Genomic DNA, 21,408 nt, shown 5'->3' with positions numbered 1-21,408 from the left:
CCTTTGCTTAGAATTTCACGGTCGAATTGCCGGTCGTTCCGGTTTGGCGAATAAAGGTTTGGATCTTGTAGTTGACTTTTGTTTGGGGGAAATGCTTCTCGTCCCAATTTTCTTTCACTTTCTCCCAGTAGTCGGGATGATCCTTGGATAATTTATTTCCGAATCCCAGGATATCGGATTTCATCGATTTGGCTCGTTTGACAGCTGCCTCCGCATTGCCGTGAACAATCTCGGCCGTCTGGGCCTCCAGCTCTTTGATCGTGCTGGGACGCAGCAGATCGATGTGAGAGCAAGTCCGTTCATTGACGCTTCCTTCGGAGCGGATGTTGATCGTTACTTCCGCCGTATCTCCGACCACCTTCGTATCCAGCTTGGAATGGGAGGAGGTAATTTCGATAGCCGTATAGGAGGAAGGGGAGCATGGAATAGCGATCGTCGTGCTTTGCAGCTTATTCCAAATGTCCGTATATCCTTTGCTTTCGGCCTCATTGAGCCAGCCGATCAGCTTGTCCTTCTTAAACGCCGCTATGCCGTTGTAACGGTAGCGGCTGCGGGCCAAAAAGGTCTCGACATTCGTTTTTTGCTCCGCTTCCTCCACACTGCCGAGCAATCTGATTCCCGTCAACGCCAGATTGTTACCCTCGCTAGATAGCTTATTCAGCACATCGTCCATGGTAATGGAGACGGTAGGAGCCCAATTCTTCTCCGATGTTTCCAGGGAATGCAGCATGCTGTAGGTCGGCAGCTTCTCCAGCGGCGTATAGATCTTCAGAATGTTTTCCGACCTGGTGCCCCGTGCGATCACGACGTTAAAATCCATACGGTGCTCATTGTCACGGAGAGCGTTATCGATGAACTGATGGAGCCCGCGCTTCGCGAGCTCCTCGCTGACGACATAGAGCTGCAGATGTCCCATGTATACCTTCCGTGGGGCCTCAGCCGTCAAGGAGCGGGCTGCTTCCTGCATCGTTCTGCCCCGGCCTTGGTACAAGGTCGTAGGGGGGCGATCACCGCTTTTTTTCTGCGCGGAGATTTCACTGGGATTGACAACCTGGAAGGAAACGAGATATTGTCCGTCCTGCCAATCGAACCCGATTCCCAGCACGATCAGCAGATCGTTCAGCTCGCGCCTGCTCCAGCAGCCGGTAAGTGTAAGCAGACAGAGTGCCACAATCGCTGTTTTCACCAGCTTGCCTTTAAGCACGATTATGCCCCCTTTTCTTGCCACTTCCCATGGAGGAGTCTGGACGCTTAAACAGCATCCAACGCGGCAGCCTGAGCAAGGAGTCCTGCATGTCCGTTGCCTTGAATGGAGAAATGGGCGACATATAGGCTTCTCCAAATGACCGCAGTGCGCACAGATGAAGCAGCAGCACGAAGATCCCCATGAAGATCCCGAGCAGGCCGAAGCTGGCGGCTGCCATCATAAAGGCAAAGCGAAGGATACGGATCGGAATCGACATGCTGTAAGCGGGTACGGTAAAAGTCGAAATCGCCGTAATGGCAACCACGATCACCATGGCGGCGGAGACAATGCCGGCTTCGACGGCCGCTTGCCCGATGACGAGTGTCCCGACGACGGAAACCGCTTGTCCGATCGCCTTCGGCATCCGAAGCCCCGCTTCTCGTAAAATCTCGAAGGTTACTTCCATCACAAAGGCTTCAACAAAGGCTGGAAATGGAACGCCCTCGCGCTGCGCCGCTAGACTGATCAGAAGCGAGGTCGGAAGCATTTCACGGTGAAAGGTCGTAATGGCAATATAGAGGGACGGAAACAGCAAGGAAATGAAGAAACTGATAAACCGGAGGATCCGAAGCAGACTGGAATACACCGATCGCTGGTAATAATCCTCGGCAGATTGAAAGAAGGTCACCATCTGGGTAGGGACTAGCAGTGCGTTAGGCGTGCCGTCAACCAAAATTACGACCTTCCCCTCCAGCAGCTGTGAGGCGACGCTATCGGGAAGCTCCGTATTGTAGACGGTCGGGAACAGTGAATATTTACCGTCTTCGATCATTTCCTCAATATAGCTGCTATCGAGCACGCTATCGATCTTAATGGACTTGAGCCGTTCACGGACCATGTCGATCACGGACGGCTTGGCAATTTCGTGAATATACATCATCGTCACATCGGTTTTGGTCATGGACCCGATCGCATAGGTTTCGAGCCATAGCCGAGGATCTTTAATCCGTCTGCGAACCAGGGAGGTGCTGGTGCGGAGAGTCTCGTTGAAGCTCTCCCGAGGCCCGCGAATTGAAGTCTGGTTGGTAGACTCGCTGATATCCCGGCCTTTCCACTGGCGGATGTCGGCGCAATACGCGAGTTCACTGTCATCCAGCACGATGACGGCCTCTCCGGCCAGCAAGCAGCTGTATAACGAGCTGAACTCCGACACTTCCCGAATTGATCCGATTCCGATCAGCAGCTCTTTGGCCAGCAAGGCCGGACAGTCGGTCTCCGGGGCGGAAGACTCGTATCGGCTCAGACTGATCCCTCTCAGATTACCGATCAGGATATCCATGATGTACTGATTGACGATGGCCGTATCCACGATGCCGTCAATATAGATCACCGCCGCGGCAGCTTTCTCCGTATGCTCGTAATTGACCTGCCGAATCACCACGTCGTCGCTTTCACCCATATCGCGGAGAATGCGCTCCGCATTGGCCCTAATCTCCCGATGAACCGGAATATTCACATAATCGGGCATGAACTGAGACTCGCCCTTATGCTGCAGGTAGGCGGATGACTTTCGACGCATAAGCAAACCCTTCTCTCCGTGTTTTCCTATTATGACCCACACAAAAAAAGCCTATTCATAGAGGATAGAGGGGAGTAGGTTGAGAGCGTAAGAGTTGGTTTGACGATGTCCACCTACAAAAAATAACCTAGCGAAAGTCGCTAGGTTATTTTCTTGTAGGAAGAAGGGGGTTAATTTCGGAGCTTGATGCCTGCCGCTGCGGCTTCCGCCTCTGCGGTTTCTTCATCTTCCCGGTATGAGGCATGAGCCCACTCGATCCACCCTTCTGGAAGTCTGTTGCTTATATAGGATCTGAACTCAACGCTTGCGCAGGCCATGTCGTAAATTAATTTTTCATAGGTTTGCAGCATTCCATCGAAATCCAGACCGACATCATCCATGAGTAGTTCTTTCATAGCTCGTTCATTGTCCTGGAATTCCCTGTAGATCAAGCCATCATAAATTTCCGTAATCAGACCGTTCTGAACACGAACAATTTTTTGACATATTTTTTGCATTGAATCTACTCCTTGCACTGGAATAGAACCTATTATACCATACAAATTTACGTGAAAGTTGTAGAATTTTGTAAGTGCTTACTTGAAATTTTAATTTTATTTACTTGCATACGCGTCCACAGGCCTGGGTATTTTAACAAAAGCTGGACGATGATTGGATCCTATCTCGTTAACCATCAATGGAAGGAGTTTTGCTATGCAATCAACGGAATTGGACCGGAAGGTCGACGCCTATAAGCTCGGGGTCGGCCACATGAAAGAGCTTATGCCGACCATGGTGGAAGCATACCATCAATTTACGGGAAGCTGTATGGAGGCGGGGGTTCTGGACGCGAAGCAGAAACAGCTGATTGCACTTGGAATCAGTCTGTATGCCAATAATGAGGTGTGCACGTATTATCATGTCCAGGAGGCGTCTGCGCAAGGAGCGACGAAGCAGGAAATTCTGGAAGCCTCCGCCGTCGCGGCAGCTGTAGGCAGCGGACATATCCTGTCACAGGGAGCAACCCGGGTACAGCAGGCGCTGGATGCTTTTGCCGCAGGTATGCAGTAGCCTTTCCCTTAAAGAGGCAGGTGCTTGTTATGAAGTCAGTTCTCGACGATCAGCCGATCTGGATTCGGGGAAGAATCCAGGCGGACCGAAGTACCAAACGGTTGATACACCGGCTGAAGGCCGGGTCCATCGCCGTCATCGCCCATGATAATCTGGATGATCTGGCGGTAGAAGGGCTGATTGCAGCCAGAGCGGCGGCAGTTGTAAATGCCGGAGTGACGATGACCGGGGAGTTCCCGACGGCCGCGCCGCTGAAATTGCTGGATGCCGGAATACCGCTTGTCGAGACGGTCCCCGAAGCGTTCGGGCTCTTGGACGGGGGAGGGATGGCCAGAGTGTCGGGGCAGGGCATCGATCTTGGGACGAGCTGGGTGCCCTGCAGAAGATTTACCCGGGGCAACTGGCAGGCTAAGAACCGTCTGGCCATCGATGGGGAGGCTACGAGGCTTTCACGGTTTATAGAGAATACGCTGGATTATGCAAGTTCGGAGAAGGAGATTTGGCTGAAGCCTGTCCAGGTGGATCGCCTGGTTTTCCATACGAATTTAGCAGGCAGGTCTGTTGTGATTGTAGCCAGAGGACCCGGGTACCGGGATGACTTGCAGGCGCTGAAGCCCTATATAAAGCGGCAGCGTCCTGTGCTGATCGGTGTAGACGGAGGGGCGGACGCCTTGCTGGAGACGGGGTGGATGCCCGATCTTATTGTCGGAGACATGGACAGTGTATCCGACAGGGCGCTCGCTTGCGGAGCCCGGTTGATCGTACATGGCTATCGCAACGGCCAGGCGCCAGGGCTTGCCCGTCTGCAAGCGCTTGACGTTGCGGCAGAGACCGAAGTGCTGTATGCGGGCGGAACGAGTGAAGATGCCGCGCTGCTGCTGGCCTATGACGGAGGGTGTGAGTCGATCGTTGGGGTGGGGTTGCATTCTCACATGCAGGATTATCTGGAGAAAGGAAGACCGGGGATGGGCAGCTCCTGGCTTGTCAGGATGAAGGTCGGAAGCAGGCTGGTAGACGCCAGAGGAATCAGCAGGCTGCTTTCGGGCCCGCATCCGGCCGGGCCCGGGAAATCAGGCTGGCCAGGACGGGCCATAGCAGTATGGAAGGCGCTTCGTTACTTTCATTAAGCGAGCGAGGGAAGGGAAAGCAAAATGACAAAAGCCACGGTTTCGATTATTATACCGGCCTGGAATGAAGCTCAGCGGCTGCCGGTTACCCTGAAGGCGATCCGTAAGGAGATGTCCCGCAGCAGGGCTCTGCCGGATTTTGCTGCACTGGCGTATGAAGTGATCGTGGTGGATGATGGGTCCTGGGACCAGACAGCAGAATCGGCTGTTTCCTGGGCAGACAAGGTCGTCAGGCATTCTCGGAGAATGGGCAAGGGAGCTGCGCTGGAGTCCGGCTGGCGAGTGGCCGCCGGAGATACGCTGCTCTTCCTCGATGCCGATCTCGGACTGTCGGCCAAACATTACCCGCATCTGCTGGCTCCCGTTCTTAGGAGAGAGGCGGATATGGTCATTGCAAGATGGTCGTCCTCGCCGGGATCGGGCGGCTTCGGTTTTGTTCGGGGCTTGGCAGCCCGAGGGGTGCGGCTGCTGACAGGCTGTGAACCAGTGTCTCCGTTATCCGGACAACGGGCAGTTCGCAGAGATGCCTTGCAGGCGCTGAAGCGGCATTATGGAGGATTCGGGGTCGAGGTAGGGATGCTGGTCGATCTGCTTAAGCTGGGCTTTTCCGTCATGGAAACGGAGGTCCCGTTCATGCATAGAGAGACGAAGCGCAACTGGTCAGGCTGGCTGCACCGGGGAAGGCAGTTCTGGTCGGTCGGACGTGTGCTGTGGCAATGCTGGAGAAAGCCGGTATGCTGAGCTTGACCGCCGGTGCGGGAGGCGGGATCTGGATGTTCACGTCTATACTCGCCGTGTCCGGAGCTCTTACCGAGCTGTGGGCTGTACCGGTATTCCTCCGTTTCGCCCGTCAGCATGACTTGACCGATGTGAACTACAAGGGCGAGCCCGTTCCGACGGCAGCGGGCCTGGTGCTGTGGGGGCTGATGGTTGCAGGTTATGCAGCCGGGCGTAGCCTGCTCTCTGCACAGGAATTGGGTCAGGCTGCGGATTTCGTGGTGGCGGCCTCAGCTGTCGCTGCGGCAGGCCTGCTGGACGACTTGATCGGCCAACGGCATATCAAGGGTCTGACCGCACATCTCGGCGGATGGCTCCGCTCCCGCAGTCTGACAACAGGCCTATGCAAGATTGCCGCTGCGGGTGGCGGAGCGCTGCTGCTTCTGCTGCCCCAAGCGGTAGGCGGCTCCCGGCCGCTACTGCTGATCCCCATGCAGGCGCTGCTAATCATGCTGGCGACCAATGCGGTCAACCTGCTGGATGTGCGCCCGGGACGGGCAGGCAAATCGTTCCTGTTGCTGATCCTCGCTTCTGCCGTGGCCTATGCCGCCAAGGGAGGGGCTGGGATTCAGGAGAACGGGCTATGGCTCGCAGGCCTATGGCCTGTCACCATCGGGGCCGGTGTACTGCTGCTCCCCGATCTGCGCCGCCGGCTAATGCTCGGAGATACCGGAGCCAACCTGCTCGGCTTCACGGCAGGGACCGCCGTCACCCTGGCAGCGTCCCCGTTGTACCAAGGGCTCTTCTGTCTCGTCTTGCTGCTGCTTCATCTGTACACGCTGCGTTACTCGCTGACGGCGGTCATTGAGCGCAACCGGCTGCTGAACTGGCTGGACGAGTTCGGACGCCCGAGAGAACGGGCTTGACTAAAGTGGCAGCAAGCGGGTATCAGACCGCAAGACCCAAAAGGCACTCCCAGCCGGAGCGCCTCTTTGTCTTGGATTCCATGTTCGACGGCAGCTCCTGATGTTCAGGCCTTCCTTTTTTTGGGTTTCTTGCGGAAGCGTGGAGCGACATAATTGCGCTTGCGGTCGCGGAAAAACGTCCAGCCCCCGATAAACGCTACGCCCAGTCCGAATAGGACGAATCCGAGCAGCAGCTTCCCCCAGAGGATGCTTCCGCCGGCTGTCTCGAATTGGGCGAACCAGGCGTCCTTCATGGACAAGAACCCGTAGGTGGCCATCAGGCCGGGAATCACGAGCAGCAGCATCGCGATGAATCGTTGTATGACGGGTTTCATGAGCAGCTCCTTCAGAACGGCGAATGCTAGTTTTGCTTCTTACGTTATCATATTCCGGGCAGGAATTCATGCCATTTCACAAAATGGACTATATTTCCGCGGGTCAATAGGGTTACAATATAGGAATCATCAAAATTAGGAAGTAGAAGCAGGGAGGGTTCGCGTTGTCACAAACATTTGATACGATCGTACTGGGGGGCGGAATTGGCGGATATTCAGCCGCTATCCGGGCTTCCCAGCTTGGCAGGACCGTTGCTATTGTGGAGCAGGACAAGCTAGGAGGAACATGTCTACATCGCGGATGTATTCCGAGCAAGGCTTTGCTGCGCAGCGCGGAGCTGTTCGCCGTGATGAAAGAAAGCGAGCGGTTCGGCATCGAGACGGATTCCGTCCGCGTCGATTACAAGAAGGTCTCAACCCGCAAACAGGCTATCGTCGAGCAATTGTATCAAGGTGTACAATACTTGATGAAGAAAAATAAAATTACTGTATTCCACGGCAAGGGCAGAATTATCGGTCCCTCTATCTTTTCCCCGCGCAGCGGAACCGTATCGGTCGAGCAGGAGGACGGCGAGATTCTGAGTCTTGTGCCAGACAAGCTGATCATTGCGACAGGCTCGCGTCCGCGGTCTCTACCGGGACTTGAGACAGATGGCATCACAGTATTGAACAGCGACGAAGCGCTCCGGATGGAGCAATTGCCCGAGTCGGCCATCATTATCGGCGGCGGGGTGATCGGCGTCGAGTGGGCTTCTTTGTTGAACGATTTCGGCGTTCAGGTTACGATCGTGGAATTCGCTCAGCGTCTGCTGCCTGCCGAGGACGAGGAAGTGTCCCGTGAACTGGAGCGTCTGCTGAAGAAGCGCGGAGTAACGATCCGTACCGGTGCCGCCGTTCAGACGGATTCGGTTGTACGGGAATCGGGCAGTATCCGGCTTACGGTGAAACGGCGGGAGGAGCTCGAGGAGCTGACTGCGCAGGTTGCGCTCGTCTGCGTCGGCCGGCAAGCCAATATCGAGGACATTGGTCTGCACGCCACGGATGTCAAGGTGGAGGCCGGATTCATTAAGGTCAATACGAACATGCAGACGGCCGAGTCACATATTTATGCCGTCGGCGACTGCATCGGAGGCTTGCAGCTCGCTCATGCGGCCGCTCATGAAGGGATTGCGGCAGCGGAGCATGGCAGCGGACAGACGCCCCATCATACAGAGGCCCATCAGGTACCGCGGTGCGTCTACTCGAGGCCGGAGATTGCAAGCATCGGCTTCACCGAAGGACAAGCCAAGGATCAAGGGCGCAAGGTGAAGACGGCCAAGCTGTCCTTTCAAGGATTGGGCAAAGCCCAGGTGCTGGGGGAAACGGACGGCTTCGTGAAGGTAGTCGCCGATGAAGAGAGCGGGGACATCCTGGGCGTGCATATGATCGGTGCGCATGTGACCGATTATATCTCCGAAGCGGCTCTGGCTCAGCTCCTGCAAGCCACTCCATGGGAGGTCGGACAAACGATCCACCCGCATCCGACGTTGTCGGAGCTTCTGGGGGAAGCGATGCTGGCGGTCGACGGCAAATCGATCAATTTTTAAATAAAATCCGCGGCATGACCCCAAGTAAAAATTGTGTTCATAACCGAATCCGATTATAATATACATATAGCGTCAAGTATTAGCACCAGGTAATAAGAATAGCTGCTATATACAGTGCTTGACGCTGTAGAAGATTCGGCTCTGCTGATTAGAGCAATCGACATCATCAAGGAGGCGGTTGCCCCATGTCCATCGGACAAAGACTCAAGCATCAACAGCTCGGGCTGACAGATCAACAAGTCATCGAGATGTATACATACATGCTGAAGGCGCGCATGTTCGACGAGCGTTGTTTCCTGTTGCAGCGGTCCGGCAAGATTGCATTTCACGTTTCGGGTATCGGCCAGGAGACGGCACAAGTTGCAGCAGCCTTCGCGCTGGAGAAGGGGAAGGATTATTTCCTTCCCTACTACCGCGACTACGGCTTCGTCCTCAGCGTAGGGATGACGCTGCGCGAGCTGCTGCTGTCCGTATTCCTCAAGGCTGAGGACCCGAACAGCGGCGGCCGTCAGCTTCCCGGCCACTTCGGCGCCAAGCGACTGAACATCGTGACGGGCTCCAGCCCGGTTACGACGCAGGTGCCGCATGCTGTCGGATTCGCACTCGGTGCGAAGATGAAGCGGAAGGACTTTGTATCGTTCGTGACCTTCGGCGACGGGTCCAGTAACCAGGGAGATTTTCATGAGGGCTGCAACTTTGCGGGCGTCCACAAGCTGCCGGTTATTTTCATGTGCGAGAACAACCAGTATGCCATCTCGGTTCCGTTGTCCAAGCAGACGGCCGGAAGTATTGCCGAGCGGGCGCTGGGTTATGGCTTCCCCGGCGTCAAGGTAGATGGACGGGATGCGCTGGAGGTGTACCGCGTAGTGAAGGAAGCCAGAGAGCGCGCGCTGCGCGGCGAGGGTCCTACGCTGATTGAGGCTGTCATGTACCGTGTGCCTCCGCACTCGACGTCCGACAACGATCTGTTGTACCGGACCAAGGAGGAAGTGGAAGAGAACCGGGGACTCGACGGAATTCCCCGCTTCCGCAGCTACCTCATCGATAACGGCATCTGGTCGGAGGAGCAGGATGCCGAGCTCGCCGCACAGATCAAGCAGGAATTGACGGAAGCGACGGATTACGCGGAGAAAGCGCCGCATCCTGCACCCGAGGATACGCTGCTTCATGTATACGGTGATCAGGGAGGTCTGGCGTAATGGCGGTTATTACGTATCTCGAAGCAATTCGGACGGCAATGAAGGAAGAGATGGAGCGCGATGAGCATGTGTTCGTGCTGGGTGAGGATGTCGGCAAGAAGGGCGGCGTGCTGAATGCGACCAAGGGACTGTATGACCAGTTCGGCGAGGAGCGGGTGATGGACACTCCGTTGGCGGAATCCGCGATAGCGGGTGTCGCGATCGGCGCAGCCATGTACGGGATGCGGCCGGTAGCTGAGATGCAGTATGCAGATTTCATGTTCCCGGCAACCAATCAGATCATCAGCGAGGCTGCCTTGATCCGGTACCGCTCCAACAACGACTGGAACTGTCCGATCGTAATCCGGGCACCGTACGGAGCTACCGGGGGCGGAGCTTTGTATCATTCCCAATGCCCGGAAGGCGTGTTTTTCGGGATTCCAGGCTTGAAGATTGTCGCTCCCTCGAATCCCTATGATGCGAAGGGGCTGCTGAAGGCAGCGATTCGCGATGAAGATCCGGTCTTATACTTTGAACATAAAAAATGTTACCTCAGCATCACCGGCGAAGTGCCGGACGAGGATTATATCGTACCGATCGGTAAAGCCGAGGTGAAGCGTGAAGGTACAGATATTACGGTGATCTCCTATGGCATTACCGTACAGTATGCCCTGCAGGCAGCCGAGCAGCTGACAGCCGAGGGGATCAGCGCGCATATTCTCGATCTGCGGACGATTCAGCCGCTGGACAAGGAAGCCGTGCTCGAGGCCGCAGCCAAGACGGGCAAGGTGCTTGTCGTCCATGAAGCCAATAAAACAGGAGGCGTGGGCGGGGAGATTTCCGCTCTGATCGCGGAGGAGATGCTGTTCGATCTCGACGCTCCGATCATGCGTCTATGCGGACCGGATACGCCAGCGGTTGGGATGAACCCGGTTATGGAGAAGTTTTACCTGCTGAACACCGACAAAATCAAGGAAGCGATGCGCAAGCTCGCTTTATTCTAGATCAATAGCATTGCGGCTAGAGGGCCGCTTATAGGGCGGCTTGGCTTTGTACCTAACAAAGCCTGAGCCGCCGATGCTTTGGGAGGAGAAGTCAAATGGGTGACAGAACGATAGGGACTGAGGTCAAGGTTCCGCATTTGGCCGAAAGTCTGGTCTCGGCGACCATCGGCAAGTGGCTGAAGAAGCCGGGAGATTATATCGAGCAGTACGATGTGCTGTGCGAGCTTATTACTGAGAAAATCACGGTAGAAATGCCGTCTCCGATAGAAGGGACACTGGTTGAACTGCTCGTCCCGGATGGAGCGACGGCAGCAGTCGGCGAGGCCATCTGCATCATCCAGGAACGCGGAACGGCCGCAGGCCAGGAACCGCAAGATGCAAGCCTGCAGCAGGGAGCGGGCGGCTATGCGCAGGCGCCTGCAGCGGTTGCTGCCACCGGCGGAGCTGCGATGAGCGGACGCTACTCGCCGGCGGTGCTGAAGCTGGCCGCCGAGCACCGCATCGATCTCGAGCAGGTGCCGGGCACCGGTCTGGGCGGGCGGATTACCCGCAAGGACGTGGAGGCTTACGCGGCAAGCGGCGGGACGCGACCTAGCGCGCCGGCGCAAGCGCCGTCCGCATCTGTGGCGGATACCAACCGGGCTGTGGCGCAGGCCGCTGCGGACGAGGGCGTCTTTATCCCGAATCCGCCGAAGATGCCGGTCCGCTCCAGCGGTCTGCATCTATCGGAAAGCCCTCCGCTGCCTAACATCGAGGTTGAGGGCCAGCAGTTCGGACGCGGCGAATATCTCGTGGACGTAACGCCGATCCGCAACGCCATCGCAAGCAAGATGAAGCAAAGTAAATCGGAGATCCCGCATGCCTGGACGATGATTGAGGTAGACGTCACGAATCTGGTTATGCTGCGTAACAAGCTCAAGGGCGAGTTCATGCGCGAGGAAGGCATCAACCTGACTTATCTAGCGTTCCTGCTGAAGGCGGTCGTGAATGCGATCAAGGATTATCCGATCATGAATTCCGTCTGGGCGACCGACAAAATTATCGTGAAGCGGGACATTAACATCTCGCTGGCGGTCGGCACGGAGGATTTCCTCGTGACACCGGTGATCAAGAAGGCCGATCAGCTCAATATTGCGGGACTTGCGCGGGAAATCGACGGCTTGACGAAGCGGGCGCGGACCGGCAAGCTGACGCTGGACGAGATGCAGGGGGGCACCTTCACGGTGAACAATACCGGCTCGTTCGGATCGATCCTGTCTTATCCGGTCATTAACTATCCGCAGGCGGCTATTCTGTCCTTCGAATCGATCGTGAAGCGGCCAGTCGTCATCCAGGATATGATCGCGGTCCGCTCGATGGTCAATCTCTGCCTGTCGCTGGACCACCGGATTCTGGACGGTATCGTGTGCGGCCGTTTCCTGCAGCGGGTGAAGGAGAACCTCGAGAGCTTCAACCAGGAGACCAAGCTGTACTAAGCGTTTAACAGAGGTAAGCTGCAGTCGATCCGCTTGCTGTCACTTCAGGGAGGCGGATCGGTGCGGCCAATTCTGACGGCAAAAAAAGAAGCCACCCGGGGGCGGCTTACAGAAGACTGCTGACGGTCAGGAGCACGGTTGACAACACCATGACGATAAGGGTAACATAAACGACGATTTTAAAAATGACTTTGTTCTGCAAGTGATTCAGCTCCTTTTCTGGGCATACTCATAACACTATATTAACTCAATTCGTACATAGGAGGAAAGTCATGATCCAGCAAAATCGATTAGTCGCTGAATTTTTGGAACTGGTACAGATCGATAGCGAGACCAAATACGAACAGGAAATTAGCAAGGTGTTGAAGCAAAAATTCACCTCCTACGGTTTAACAGTCGAAGAGGATGATTCAGCGGCCAAGACAGGACACGGCTCCAACAACCTGTTCTTTACCTTACCAGCTACGTCCAAATCAGGCAAGCCGCTGCCCAAGCTGTTCTTCACCTCGCACATGGATACGGTAACACCGGGCAAGGGGATCAAGCCTCAGATCGGAGAGGATGGCTACATCCGAAGCGACGGGACGACTATTCTAGGCAGCGACGACAAGGCAGGACTTGCCGCGATGCTAGAAGCGATCCGGGTGCTTCAGGAGACCGGCACGGAGTATGGACAGATTCAATTCGCCATCACGGCGGGCGAGGAATCGGGCCTCAAGGGATCGCGGGCGATGGATGCGTCCAAGCTGGATGCAGACTTCGGCTACGCGCTTGATTCGAACGGAACGATCGGGGATATCGCGGTCGCAGCTCCGACCCAATCCAAAATTAACATTACGTTCTGGGGCCGCTCGGCACATGCCGGTGTCAATCCGGAGGATGGCGTGAGCGCGATTACGGTGGCTAGCAAGGCCATCTCGCGTATGAAGCTCGGCCGTATCGACAAGGAAACGACCGCCAACATCGGCCGGTTCGAGGGCGGTGTCGAGGGTGCTACGAACATCGTAGTCGAACGGGTTAAGCTGGAAGCGGAAGCCCGCAGTCTGACGCAAAAACGGATGGATGAGCAGGTGGAGAGCATGCGCGAGGCTTGCCAAAGCGCGGCGGATGAAATGGGAGCCAAGCTGGATTTCCAAAGCGAAATCATCTACCCGGCCTATATGTACGATGAAACGGCGCCGGTCGTCAAGCTGGCGATGAAGGCGCTGGAGAGTGTCGGCTGCACGCCTCGGACCTTCCATTCCGGCGGGGGCAGTGACGCCAATGTGTTCAACGGCTTCGGCATTCCGACCGTTAACCTGGCCGTCGGATACCTGGACATTCATACAACGAAAGAACGCATTGCCATCTCCGATCTGGTGAAGACAACGGAAGCTGTCGTCGCCATCGTCAAGCAGGTTGCCCAAGAGGCTTAATACAAGTCTTTAGTCCTGCCAGGGATAATCCGGATGTCGTCCGCATACCTCTAGAGAGAAGCGGACGGCATGCGGGTGAAGTTAGACGGAGGGTCGCCGCATACTTAGGTATGGGGCGTTTTTTTGTTTTTCGGCCTGCAGGAGAAATAGTTGCAGCAACGCACCTATACGGAGGCTTTCGCATCGGAAAGCTAGCAGGACCGAGCTTACATATCAAAGGCAGGGTGTCATGAATAGCAGATTGGACGAAGACGAAAGCCGGAGCAGAGGGGGCCTAGCGATGGCAATTCACAGACAGTGGGGGATCGTCGTGCAGCTTGCGGGCAGCACGGGCGGCATGCAGGAGGTCCTCGTACAGCTCTCAGAGGGTGAAGAGCAGGGTCAGGCGCTTGCTTGGCATGATCTGTCCAGCCTCCCGCCTCTGATGCTGCAGGACCGCGTGCTGCTGAATACGACGGCTGTCCGGCTTGGTCTCGGTACGGGAGGGTATCACTTCGTGCTGGCTGTATGGCCCGCCCATGCTCTGGATGAATTTGACGCAGTCATGAGGGTGGCGTCCATGCCGGGCCCCGGGCATGTCATGAAGCTGCGCTATACGGCGGTTCAACGGGCTGTTCTGGCTGCGGAGGAAGCGGATAGTCCTCATCACGAGGCTCTGCGGGAAGCCGGGTCGCTGGAAGGCATGCCGGTGCTGATCGGGGAGCTGCACAGCATGCTGCCGGTTGCTGCTGCCTGGCTGCAGCATGTGCAGACGGTGGGCAGTGCCGAGCATGAGCGTTCGCGAGTGACTCGAGAAGGTGCGACGTGCAAAGATCAACTGAAAGCAGACCGTGCCGCCGGAGATGAACATGCAAAAAAAGCACTCCCCTGCCATGCGGAAGGCTTGTATAAGGGAGCCGAGAGCTCAGCTCTGCCTCTGCGGCTGATCTACGTGATGAGCGACGGAGGAGCCCTGCCGCTCGGCATTAGCCGCCACGTCGCCCGATTGCGCGAGCTTGGCTGGCTTCATGGCAGCGTGACGTTCGGTCACGCTTATGGCGGAGAGCTGGAAGCGGTGAATAAATACACCGCTCTCTTGGCGGCTCGGCATGCGCTGGGCGCCGAGCTGATCCTAGCTGCGATGGGTCCGGGCATGGCCGGCACCGGCACGGTGTATGGCTTCAGCGGGATGGAAGCCGCTGAGCTGATCAATGCTGTGCATGCGCTGGGCGGCGTGCCGGTGCTGGTGCCGCGGATCGGCTTCGCCGACGCGCGGGAACGTCACCGCGGGATCAGCGCGCACACGCTTGCTGTCCTGGGCCCGGCTGCGCTGGCGCGTGCCGTCGTGCCGCTGCCGCTGCTGGAGGGCAGCGAAGCCCTCTGCATGCTGCAGGCTCAGGCCGCTGAGGCGGGGCTTGGGCTGCGGCATGATGTGCGCTGGCTAAAGCCACCCGATATGGGTGATATTGAGCAGGCGTTGTCCGCATATGGGAAGCCCATCACGACGATGGGCCGGGATCTGCATGAGGAGCCTGCTTTCTTCCAGGCTGTATGTACGGCGGTCTCGCTTGTGGTTGACCGTTATCTTACCCGGCGCGCAAGACCCAGGGACGAATAAAGCCTGGCCCAGCGTTTGACGGATTTTTGCCTGCGTGTCCGGGTCGGCTTGATCATATGGTCCATCAGGTAATCAGTCAGCCTCGTTTGCGAGTCAGCCTGCCCTGCCATCTTCTGCAAGTAGCGGCGGATTTCCCATCCCTTTCCCACTAAGCGTAACTGACGATCGGCTGCATAAACCTTCATTTGGCGTCACCCGGCTTTCATAGTTTTATAGTACAAGCTATGCAAGGTTCCCGGCGATTATGACTGGCTGCTTTTGACCCCGATGGTCGTCTTGGGGTACAGTGGAGGTATAGCAACTATTACCCTTGCCCGGAAGAGAGGAATCTATCTTGTCATCCCAGTCCCACAAAAAATTCGAAGAAGTGACTTTGTCCACTCAGCCTATATTTGAAGGAAAAATCATCAGCCTGCAAGTGGATACGGTCCGGCTGCCTGACGGAGGCGAAGCGACCCGTGAAATCGTCAAGCATCCCGGGGCAGTCGCTGTGCTCGCGTTAACGGTGGATCATAAGATGATCGTCGTGGAGCAGTACCGCAAGCCGCTGGAGAAAAGCCAGATCGAAATTCCCGCAGGTAAGCTGGATAGCGGCGAGGACCCGCTAGAGGCCGCCCGCCGGGAGCTTCAGGAGGAGACCGGCTATACGGCCGGCTCGATTCGTCACGTGGCGTCATTCTATACATCGCCGGGCTTTGCCGACGAGCTGCTTCATCTGTATGTGGCCGAGGAACTGAACGGAGGAGAAGCTAGGCCCGACGAGGACGAGTTCCTGGAAGTGTGGGGCATCACGCTGGACGAAGCCAAGGCCCTGATCCGTGAGCAGCGGATCAGCGATGCGAAGACGATCTTAGCTGTGTATGCCTGGAATCTATACGGGCTGACCGGGTCCTTCGAATAAGATGAGCCTGCATGCCTACTATGCTGATCTGCATATTCATATCGGACGTACAGAGGCGGGAGAAGCCGTCAAGATCAGCTCTGCAAACAATCTGACCTTCTATAATATCGCCCGTGAAGCCTCTCAGCGCAAAGGCATGGATATCGTCGGCATCATCGACTGCCATTCTCCAGGTGTACAGCGCGAGATGCTTCACTATCTCGATACCGGAGAGATGGAGGAGCTGGCAGGGGGCGGTATCCGCTACGGCCAGACGACCGTGCTGCTCGGCTGCGAGCTGGAAGTGCGGGATCCAGGCTTACGCCCCGCCCATCTGATCGCTTATCTGCCCGGCCTGGACGATATGCGTGCGTTCACAGATTGGCTGCGCAAGCATATGAAGAATGTGCAGCTCAGCTCGCAGCGGCTCTACGTGACGGCTCGCGAGCTGCAGCAGGAGGTGCTTGCTCGGGGAGGGCTGCTCATCCCCGCCCATATTTTTACCCCACACAAGAGCATCTACGGCAGCAGCTGTGCGCGTATGTCCGAGATGCTCGACCTAGAGGGCATCGCAGCAGTCGAGCTCGGGCTTAGCGCAGATTCCGAGATGGCCGGTCTGATCTCAGAGCTGGACCGCTATACCTTCCTAACCAATTCCGATGCCCATTCGCTGCCCAAGATCGGCAGGGAGTACAATAAGCTTCAGCTGGCTGAGCCAACCTTTGCAGAGCTCCAGCGCGCACTGGCAGGAGAGGACGGCCGGAAGGTGCTGGCCAACTATGGGCTGAATCCCCGGCTCGGCAAGTACCACCGCACCTATTGTGCGGCATGCGAGTCGATCTTGGATGAGCAGGACGCTTCCGTCGTCGAGCGCTGTCTGTATTGCGGCAGCCCCAAGATTGTCCGCGGGGTCATGGACCGCATCCTGTCTATTGCTGACCGCGAGCAGCCTGTTGTCCCCGCGAGCAGGCCACCTTATGTGTACCAGGTGCCCCTGGAGTTTATCCCCGGACTCGGGCCGAAGCTGCTGAACCGTCTGCTGGACCGCTTCGGCACCGAGATGGACCTGCTGCACGGTGCACCCTTCGAGGCGCTCACTGAGGCCGCGGGAGAGACCATTGCCGGGTATCTGCTGGCTGCCCGCCAAGGCACACTGGAACTGCAGACGGGCGGCGGCGGGAAATACGGCAAGGTGGACCGGAACGTCTGAGCCACGAGAAGTCATAACTTCTCTCTTGTCCGCATAGGTTGTACTAACCGGACAAGGGGGGCTTGGCAGCATGGCGCATAACCGATCGCTTGAGCAGTACTGGAAGGAACATCTGCCGCTGTATGTGTTCATCGGCGTCATTTTCGTAACGGGAGTCGTGTTCGGCGCGGTGATGGTAGGTGCACTGTCGCTGGAGCAGAAGCAGGAGATTACCCGGTATTTAAGCAATTTCTTCTCCATCGTAGATCAGGGGGCGCTTTCGGGTGATGTATCTGCCTCATTCCGTGATACGCTGGCTCTCCATATGAAGTGGGTGCTGATCATTTGGCTGCTTGGCATATCGGTGATTGGACTTCCGCTTATTTTGATTCTCGATTTTCTGAAGGGTGTGCTCATCGGATTTTCAGTGGGATACATGGTCGGTACGATGTCGTGGAAGGGACTGCTGTTCTCGCTCGTCTCGATCGTGCCGCAGAATCTGATCGTCATTCCTGTGTTTATCATCTGCAGTGTCACAGCCGTCTCCTTTACGCTGCATTTGGTGAAAAACCGGTTTATCCAAAAAAAAGGCGAGCTCTTCGAGCCGCTGATGCGCTTATCCGGCGTAACGCTGGCCTCCGGCGTGCTGCTGGTCGGAGTGGCTCTATTCGAAGCTTATATGTCGCCTGCGATGATGAAGTGGGTGACTCCGATGCTCGTGACGCTTGGAGCGGCGTAAAACGTTTGACTTTCTTCCATTTTCTCTCCTATAATGGTACCATGACGTTACTTTTCGCGAATCCGCGCCATGAACAGGCAGCCTAAGCGGATTGATGGCAGCCGTAGGGGGAGGAGCATGGAATCTCGCATTGAAAAAATCAAACAACAACTGCAGTCGCAGGGTTACAAGCTTACACCCCAACGCGAAGCAACTGTACGTGTTCTTTTGGAGAACGAAGAAGATCATTTGAGTGCTGAGGATGTCTTTATGCTGGTCAAGGACAAAGCGCCCGAGATCGGACTTGCTACCGTATACCGGACCTTGGAACTGCTAAGTGAGCTGCATGTGGTGGAGAAGATGAATTTCGGCGACGGCGTTGCCCGTTACGATCTTCGCAGTGACAACAGTCACCACCATCATCATCACTTGATCTGCGTGCAGTGCGGGACTGTAGATGAGATCATGGAGGATTGGCTCGGCGAGCTCGAAGAGCGGCTTGAGCGCGAGTACGGGTTCCACGTGTTGGATCACCGGCTGGACTTCCAGGGCATCTGCCACCGTTGCAGGGAAAAAAACAACAAATCGTAAATGAGGAAACCTTCGGCTTTGCCACTTGGCGAGTAGGAGGTTTTTTGCATTCCTTCTCATGAATTCAGGCGATTCGGCTAAACCTAAAGCAAATAAACAGTTTACGTGCAGGAGGCGAACCTTGATGATTATTGGAGTGCCCAAGGAAATCAAAAACAATGAAAACCGGATTGCTCTAACGCCCGGAGGTACTGCGATGCTGACGGCTGCCGGGCATGAGATTCTGATCGAGAAGGGAGCCGGCGCAGGGAGCGGCTTCTTGGATGATGAATACGCTAAGGAAGGTGCCACCTTGATCGACGATGCAGCAGAGGTCTGGGCTAGAGCCGAGATGGTCATGAAGGTAAAGGAGCCGCTGGAAGCCGAGTACGTCTACTTCCGCGAAGGGCTTACGCTGTTCACCTACCTGCACCTCGCAGCGGAAACGAAGCTAACTGAGGCGCTCGTCCGCAGCCGGGTGACCTCAATCGCCTATGAGACGATCCAGCTTCCCAGCGGCGGCTTGCCGCTGCTAACGCCGATGAGCGAGGTAGCCGGACGCATGTCCGTACAGGTCGGGGCACAATTCCTGGAGCAATTTTATGGCGGGCGGGGGATTTTGCTTGGGGGCGTTCCCGGCGTTCCGCCGGCGGATGTGATTATTCTGGGCGGGGGCATCGTAGGTACCAATGCAGCCAAGATCGCACTCGGGATGGGCGCCAATGTGGTAGTGATCGAACGGAATGCCGAACGGCTCCGCTATCTGGACGATGTGTTCCACGGACGGCTCCGCACGCTGATGTCCAACCCCTACAACATCGCCAATGCGGTGCAGAAGGCAGATTTGCTGATCGGTGCCGTCCTGATTCCCGGAGCTAAGGCCCCCAAGCTTGTGACCGAGGGTATGGTTAAGACCATGAAGCCTGGGGCCGTGATCGTAGATGTAGCGGTAGATCAAGGAGGCTCGATTGAGACGGTAGACCGGGTCACAACCCATAGCGAGCCGACCTATCAAAAGTATGGGGTTATTCATTATGCGGTTGCCAATATGCCTGGTGCGGTGCCCCGCACTTCGACGCTGGCCCTGACGAATGTGACCATTACGTACGCTATGGAGCTGGCGGGCAAGGGAGTGACGCGTGCGCTGTACGGCAACCTTCCGCTCAAGCTTGGTGTCAATACTTACCAGGGCCATGTCACCCATGCAGCTGTGGCCGAAGCCGTAGGGCTTCCATACACGGGGCTTGATTCCCTGCTGCCGATTAGCTAGAGACAGCAAGACAGACAACTTGTCAACATATTTGGCGTGCCCGGCTCATAGTCTACTCTTAGGAGCGAAGCCCTGTTTTCTTGAAGAAACAGCGGCTCTGGTTCCCCGAATCAGGGGCAGGTAATGCTGGTGAGGGTCACCCTGCTTCTCCTTGTCCGAGAAGAGGAAGTGGGACCCCGGCAAGAACCTCCCGGGAGGAGTGAGACTGCAATGATCATCCATATCCGTGCCGGAAAATGGCTGGCCCGCCTCCGGTTTGTGCTGCTGTTCGCCGTGTGTACATTTGCGCTGTATCACCTGCTGATCGTTGTTGCATCGTTTCTGGAGCCTGTACAGCGGCATAAGGTGCCGAACGGAAGGGCTGTCAAGGTGTTCCAGAGTGAATCGGCCATCGTGGCCAATCCGCAGGGCATGGGGGACCGGCTAAGGCTGTTTTACTGGATCGGCGAATAACCGCCGTTACATGACTTTTCCATGATGGTTTCCGAATAATTCCCGAATCGGGAGTCTGTTCGGCAGGAATACGGCCCCTTGATGTGGAACTATGACAAAGGCCGCTTTTGTCACAACTTAAAGGGGATTCGTTCATGAGAGAGGACTTGCAGGCATTTAAAACATTTTTGACTGAGGAGCGCGGATTGTCTCCCAATACGCTCGATTCGTACGAGCGCGATATCCTGCAGTATCTGGACTATCTGGAGCAATCGGGTGTGGTCGCCTGGAGCGAGACGGGCAAAGCCAGCATTACCGGCTATTTACTCAGTCTCAAGCAGAAGGGCCGTGCTACCGCCACGGTGACCCGCACAGTGATTTCGATCCGGCGTTTTTATCAATTCATGGTTCGCGTGCGGCGGATTGACCACGATCCGTCTATACATATGGAAACCCCCAAGCTGGAGAAACGGATTCCGCAGGTGTTGTCCGTACAGGAGGTTGGCAAGCTGCTGGATGCGCCACTGGCCTCATCAACAGGCGGCTTCCGGGATAAGGTGATGCTGGAGATGCTCTATGCCACGGGAATTCGGGTATCCGAGCTGATCTCGCTCGATGTGGAGAGCGTGAATCCGGGCCTTGGCTTTATACGCTGTATGGGCAAGGGCAAGGAGCGGGTCGTGCCGCTCGGGCAGATTGCTTCCGGGCTGGCTCAGACTTATATAGACTCCGTACGCCCTGGTCTTCTGAAGCAGGACAAGCAGGAGAACGCTTTGTTCCTCAGCCATCTGGGCACCCGGATGACCCGGCAGGGGTTCTGGAAAATCATGAAGCGCTACGCCCGCGAGGCGGGGATCAATCAGGAGATCACGCCGCATACGCTGCGCCATTCCTTCGCGGCGCATCTGATCGAGAACGGAGCGGACCTGCGCTCCGTACAGGAAATGCTCGGTCATGCGGATATTTCGTCGACCCAGATCTACACGCAGCTGACCCGAAGCAAGATGAAGGATGTATACGATCGGTCGCATCCGCGCGCCCGGATTGAATCTTGACGCTACTTGCCCGTTCCCGGACCAGGGGGAACGGGTTTCTTGTCGGTCATTGCGCTTTGCAAAAGCGCCCCTGTTTTGCG

The 21,408-nt window shown here is 56.4% G+C and carries 23 protein-coding genes; 17 read left to right on the top strand and 6 right to left on the bottom strand.

All coding sequences use genetic code 11. The annotated features are described in order from the left end of the window. Positions 1-7: 7 nt before the first annotated feature. The 3 genes from WMW72_RS06235 to WMW72_RS06225 form a co-directional block, all read right to left on the bottom strand. Positions 8-1,204, bottom strand: a complete 1,197-nt coding sequence (locus WMW72_RS06235; protein WP_341414552.1) for a Ger(x)C family spore germination protein — start codon at positions 1,202-1,204, stop codon at positions 8-10. Beyond that, positions 1,197-2,765 (bottom strand): spore germination protein, encoded by a 1,569-nt coding sequence (locus WMW72_RS06230; protein WP_341414550.1) that lies wholly within the window; start codon positions 2,763-2,765, stop codon positions 1,197-1,199. The genes WMW72_RS06235 and WMW72_RS06230 overlap by 8 nt, the downstream gene beginning before the upstream one ends. Before the next feature lie 170 nt (positions 2,766-2,935). Beyond that, positions 2,936-3,262 carry a hypothetical protein gene (locus WMW72_RS06225; RefSeq protein WP_341414549.1) on the bottom strand — a complete coding sequence of 109 codons (327 nt, stop codon included), beginning with the start codon at positions 3,260-3,262 and terminating at the stop codon, positions 2,936-2,938. A 196-nt stretch (positions 3,263-3,458) separates the two neighbouring features. Between WMW72_RS06225 and WMW72_RS06220 the strand changes: the two genes are divergently transcribed. From WMW72_RS06220 to WMW72_RS06205, 4 genes are read left to right on the top strand one after another with little or no spacing between them, the layout of a single operon-like run. After that, positions 3,459-3,815: a carboxymuconolactone decarboxylase family protein gene (locus WMW72_RS06220; protein WP_341414548.1), complete on the top strand. Its 357-nt coding sequence runs from the start codon at positions 3,459-3,461 to the stop codon at positions 3,813-3,815. 29 nt (positions 3,816-3,844) lie between these two features. Then, complete coding sequence (gene steA, locus WMW72_RS06215; protein ID WP_341414547.1) at positions 3,845-4,942, top strand: putative cytokinetic ring protein SteA; 1,098 nt, start codon at positions 3,845-3,847, stop codon at positions 4,940-4,942. Between the two features lie 24 nt (positions 4,943-4,966). Next, positions 4,967-5,683 (top strand): glycosyltransferase family 2 protein, encoded by a 717-nt coding sequence (locus tag WMW72_RS06210; protein ID WP_341414546.1) that lies wholly within the window; start codon positions 4,967-4,969, stop codon positions 5,681-5,683. Further along, a complete protein-coding gene (locus tag WMW72_RS06205; RefSeq protein WP_341414545.1) occupies positions 5,659-6,585 on the top strand; it encodes a hypothetical protein in 927 nt (308 codons plus the stop codon). Before WMW72_RS06210 ends, WMW72_RS06205 begins: the two co-directional genes overlap by 25 nt. A 104-nt stretch (positions 6,586-6,689) precedes the next feature. Here the strand turns inward: WMW72_RS06205 and WMW72_RS06200 are convergent, their stop codons facing one another. Continuing rightward, on the bottom strand, positions 6,690-6,959 hold the full coding sequence (locus WMW72_RS06200) for a DUF2627 family protein (protein WP_341414544.1): 270 nt from the start codon (positions 6,957-6,959) through the stop codon (positions 6,690-6,692). Between the two features lie 164 nt (positions 6,960-7,123). On the opposite strand from WMW72_RS06200, the gene lpdA reads away from it, so the two are divergent. From lpdA to WMW72_RS06180, 4 genes are all read left to right on the top strand, one after another. After that, positions 7,124-8,545 carry a dihydrolipoyl dehydrogenase gene (lpdA, locus tag WMW72_RS06195; RefSeq protein WP_341414543.1) on the top strand — a complete coding sequence of 474 codons (1,422 nt, stop codon included), beginning with the start codon at positions 7,124-7,126 and terminating at the stop codon, positions 8,543-8,545. A 185-nt stretch (positions 8,546-8,730) separates the two neighbouring features. After that, complete coding sequence (locus WMW72_RS06190) at positions 8,731-9,744, top strand: thiamine pyrophosphate-dependent dehydrogenase E1 component subunit alpha (RefSeq protein WP_341414542.1); 1,014 nt, start codon at positions 8,731-8,733, stop codon at positions 9,742-9,744. Further along, entirely contained in the window at positions 9,744-10,727 is a 984-nt protein-coding gene (locus tag WMW72_RS06185) for an alpha-ketoacid dehydrogenase subunit beta (protein ID WP_341414541.1), read from the top strand. Before WMW72_RS06190 ends, WMW72_RS06185 begins: the two co-directional genes overlap by 1 nt. Before the next feature lie 95 nt (positions 10,728-10,822). Further along, positions 10,823-12,202 (top strand): dihydrolipoamide acetyltransferase family protein, encoded by a 1,380-nt coding sequence (locus WMW72_RS06180; RefSeq protein WP_341414540.1) that lies wholly within the window; start codon positions 10,823-10,825, stop codon positions 12,200-12,202. 106 nt (positions 12,203-12,308) lie between these two features. Here WMW72_RS06180 and prli42 read toward each other — a convergent pair whose 3' ends face one another. After that, positions 12,309-12,404, bottom strand: a complete 96-nt coding sequence (gene prli42 / locus WMW72_RS06175; RefSeq protein ID WP_341414539.1) for a stressosome-associated protein Prli42 — start codon at positions 12,402-12,404, stop codon at positions 12,309-12,311. A gap of 70 nt (positions 12,405-12,474) precedes the next feature. On the opposite strand from prli42, the gene WMW72_RS06170 reads away from it, so the two are divergent. Together WMW72_RS06170 and WMW72_RS06165 are read left to right on the top strand one after the other, a co-directional pair. Further along, positions 12,475-13,617 carry a M20/M25/M40 family metallo-hydrolase gene (locus WMW72_RS06170; RefSeq protein WP_341414538.1) on the top strand — a complete coding sequence of 381 codons (1,143 nt, stop codon included), beginning with the start codon at positions 12,475-12,477 and terminating at the stop codon, positions 13,615-13,617. Positions 13,618-13,897: 280 nt separating this feature from the next. Beyond that, on the top strand, positions 13,898-15,214 hold the full coding sequence (locus tag WMW72_RS06165; RefSeq protein WP_341414537.1) for a DUF3866 family protein: 1,317 nt from the start codon (positions 13,898-13,900) through the stop codon (positions 15,212-15,214). On the opposite strand, the gene mciZ is transcribed toward WMW72_RS06165, so the two are convergent. After that, the gene (mciZ, locus tag WMW72_RS06160; RefSeq protein WP_341414536.1) at positions 15,178-15,399 is read right to left on the bottom strand and encodes a Z-ring formation inhibitor MciZ; all 222 of its coding nucleotides are present in this window, start codon (positions 15,397-15,399) and stop codon (positions 15,178-15,180) included. The two genes, WMW72_RS06165 and mciZ, sit on opposite strands and share 37 nt — an antisense overlap. Positions 15,400-15,545: 146 nt before the next feature. Here mciZ and WMW72_RS06155 point away from each other — a divergent pair, with 146 nt between their 5' ends. The 7 genes from WMW72_RS06155 (at position 15,546) to xerD (ending at position 21,328) form a co-directional block, all read left to right on the top strand. Continuing rightward, positions 15,546-16,115, top strand: a complete 570-nt coding sequence (locus tag WMW72_RS06155; protein WP_341414598.1) for an NUDIX hydrolase — start codon at positions 15,546-15,548, stop codon at positions 16,113-16,115. Between the two features lies 1 nt (position 16,116). After that, positions 16,117-17,304: an endonuclease Q family protein gene (locus tag WMW72_RS06150; RefSeq protein ID WP_341414535.1), complete on the top strand. Its 1,188-nt coding sequence runs from the start codon at positions 16,117-16,119 to the stop codon at positions 17,302-17,304. Between the two features lie 70 nt (positions 17,305-17,374). After that, the gene (gene spoIIM, locus WMW72_RS06145; protein WP_341414534.1) at positions 17,375-18,022 is read left to right on the top strand and encodes a stage II sporulation protein M; all 648 of its coding nucleotides are present in this window, start codon (positions 17,375-17,377) and stop codon (positions 18,020-18,022) included. A gap of 117 nt (positions 18,023-18,139) precedes the next feature. After that, positions 18,140-18,592, top strand: coding sequence for a ferric iron uptake transcriptional regulator (gene fur, locus WMW72_RS06140; RefSeq protein WP_341414533.1), 453 nt, complete (start codon positions 18,140-18,142; stop codon positions 18,590-18,592). 124 nt (positions 18,593-18,716) lie between these two features. Next, positions 18,717-19,841, top strand: coding sequence for an alanine dehydrogenase (gene ald / locus WMW72_RS06135; protein WP_341414532.1), 1,125 nt, complete (start codon positions 18,717-18,719; stop codon positions 19,839-19,841). A 210-nt stretch (positions 19,842-20,051) separates the two neighbouring features. Further along, positions 20,052-20,294, top strand: coding sequence for a DUF4227 family protein (locus tag WMW72_RS06130; RefSeq protein ID WP_341414531.1), 243 nt, complete (start codon positions 20,052-20,054; stop codon positions 20,292-20,294). 134 nt (positions 20,295-20,428) lie between these two features. After that, positions 20,429-21,328: a site-specific tyrosine recombinase XerD gene (gene xerD, locus WMW72_RS06125; protein ID WP_341414530.1), complete on the top strand. Its 900-nt coding sequence runs from the start codon at positions 20,429-20,431 to the stop codon at positions 21,326-21,328. The last annotated feature ends 80 nt before the right edge of the window (positions 21,329-21,408 follow it).

This window comes from Paenibacillus filicis (assembly GCF_038070315.1).
GTDB lineage: Bacteria > Bacillota > Bacilli > Paenibacillales > NBRC-103111 > Paenibacillus_G > Paenibacillus_G filicis.
Note: the sequence above shows the minus strand (reverse complement) of the source record. Positions and strands in the feature narration are given on the sequence as shown.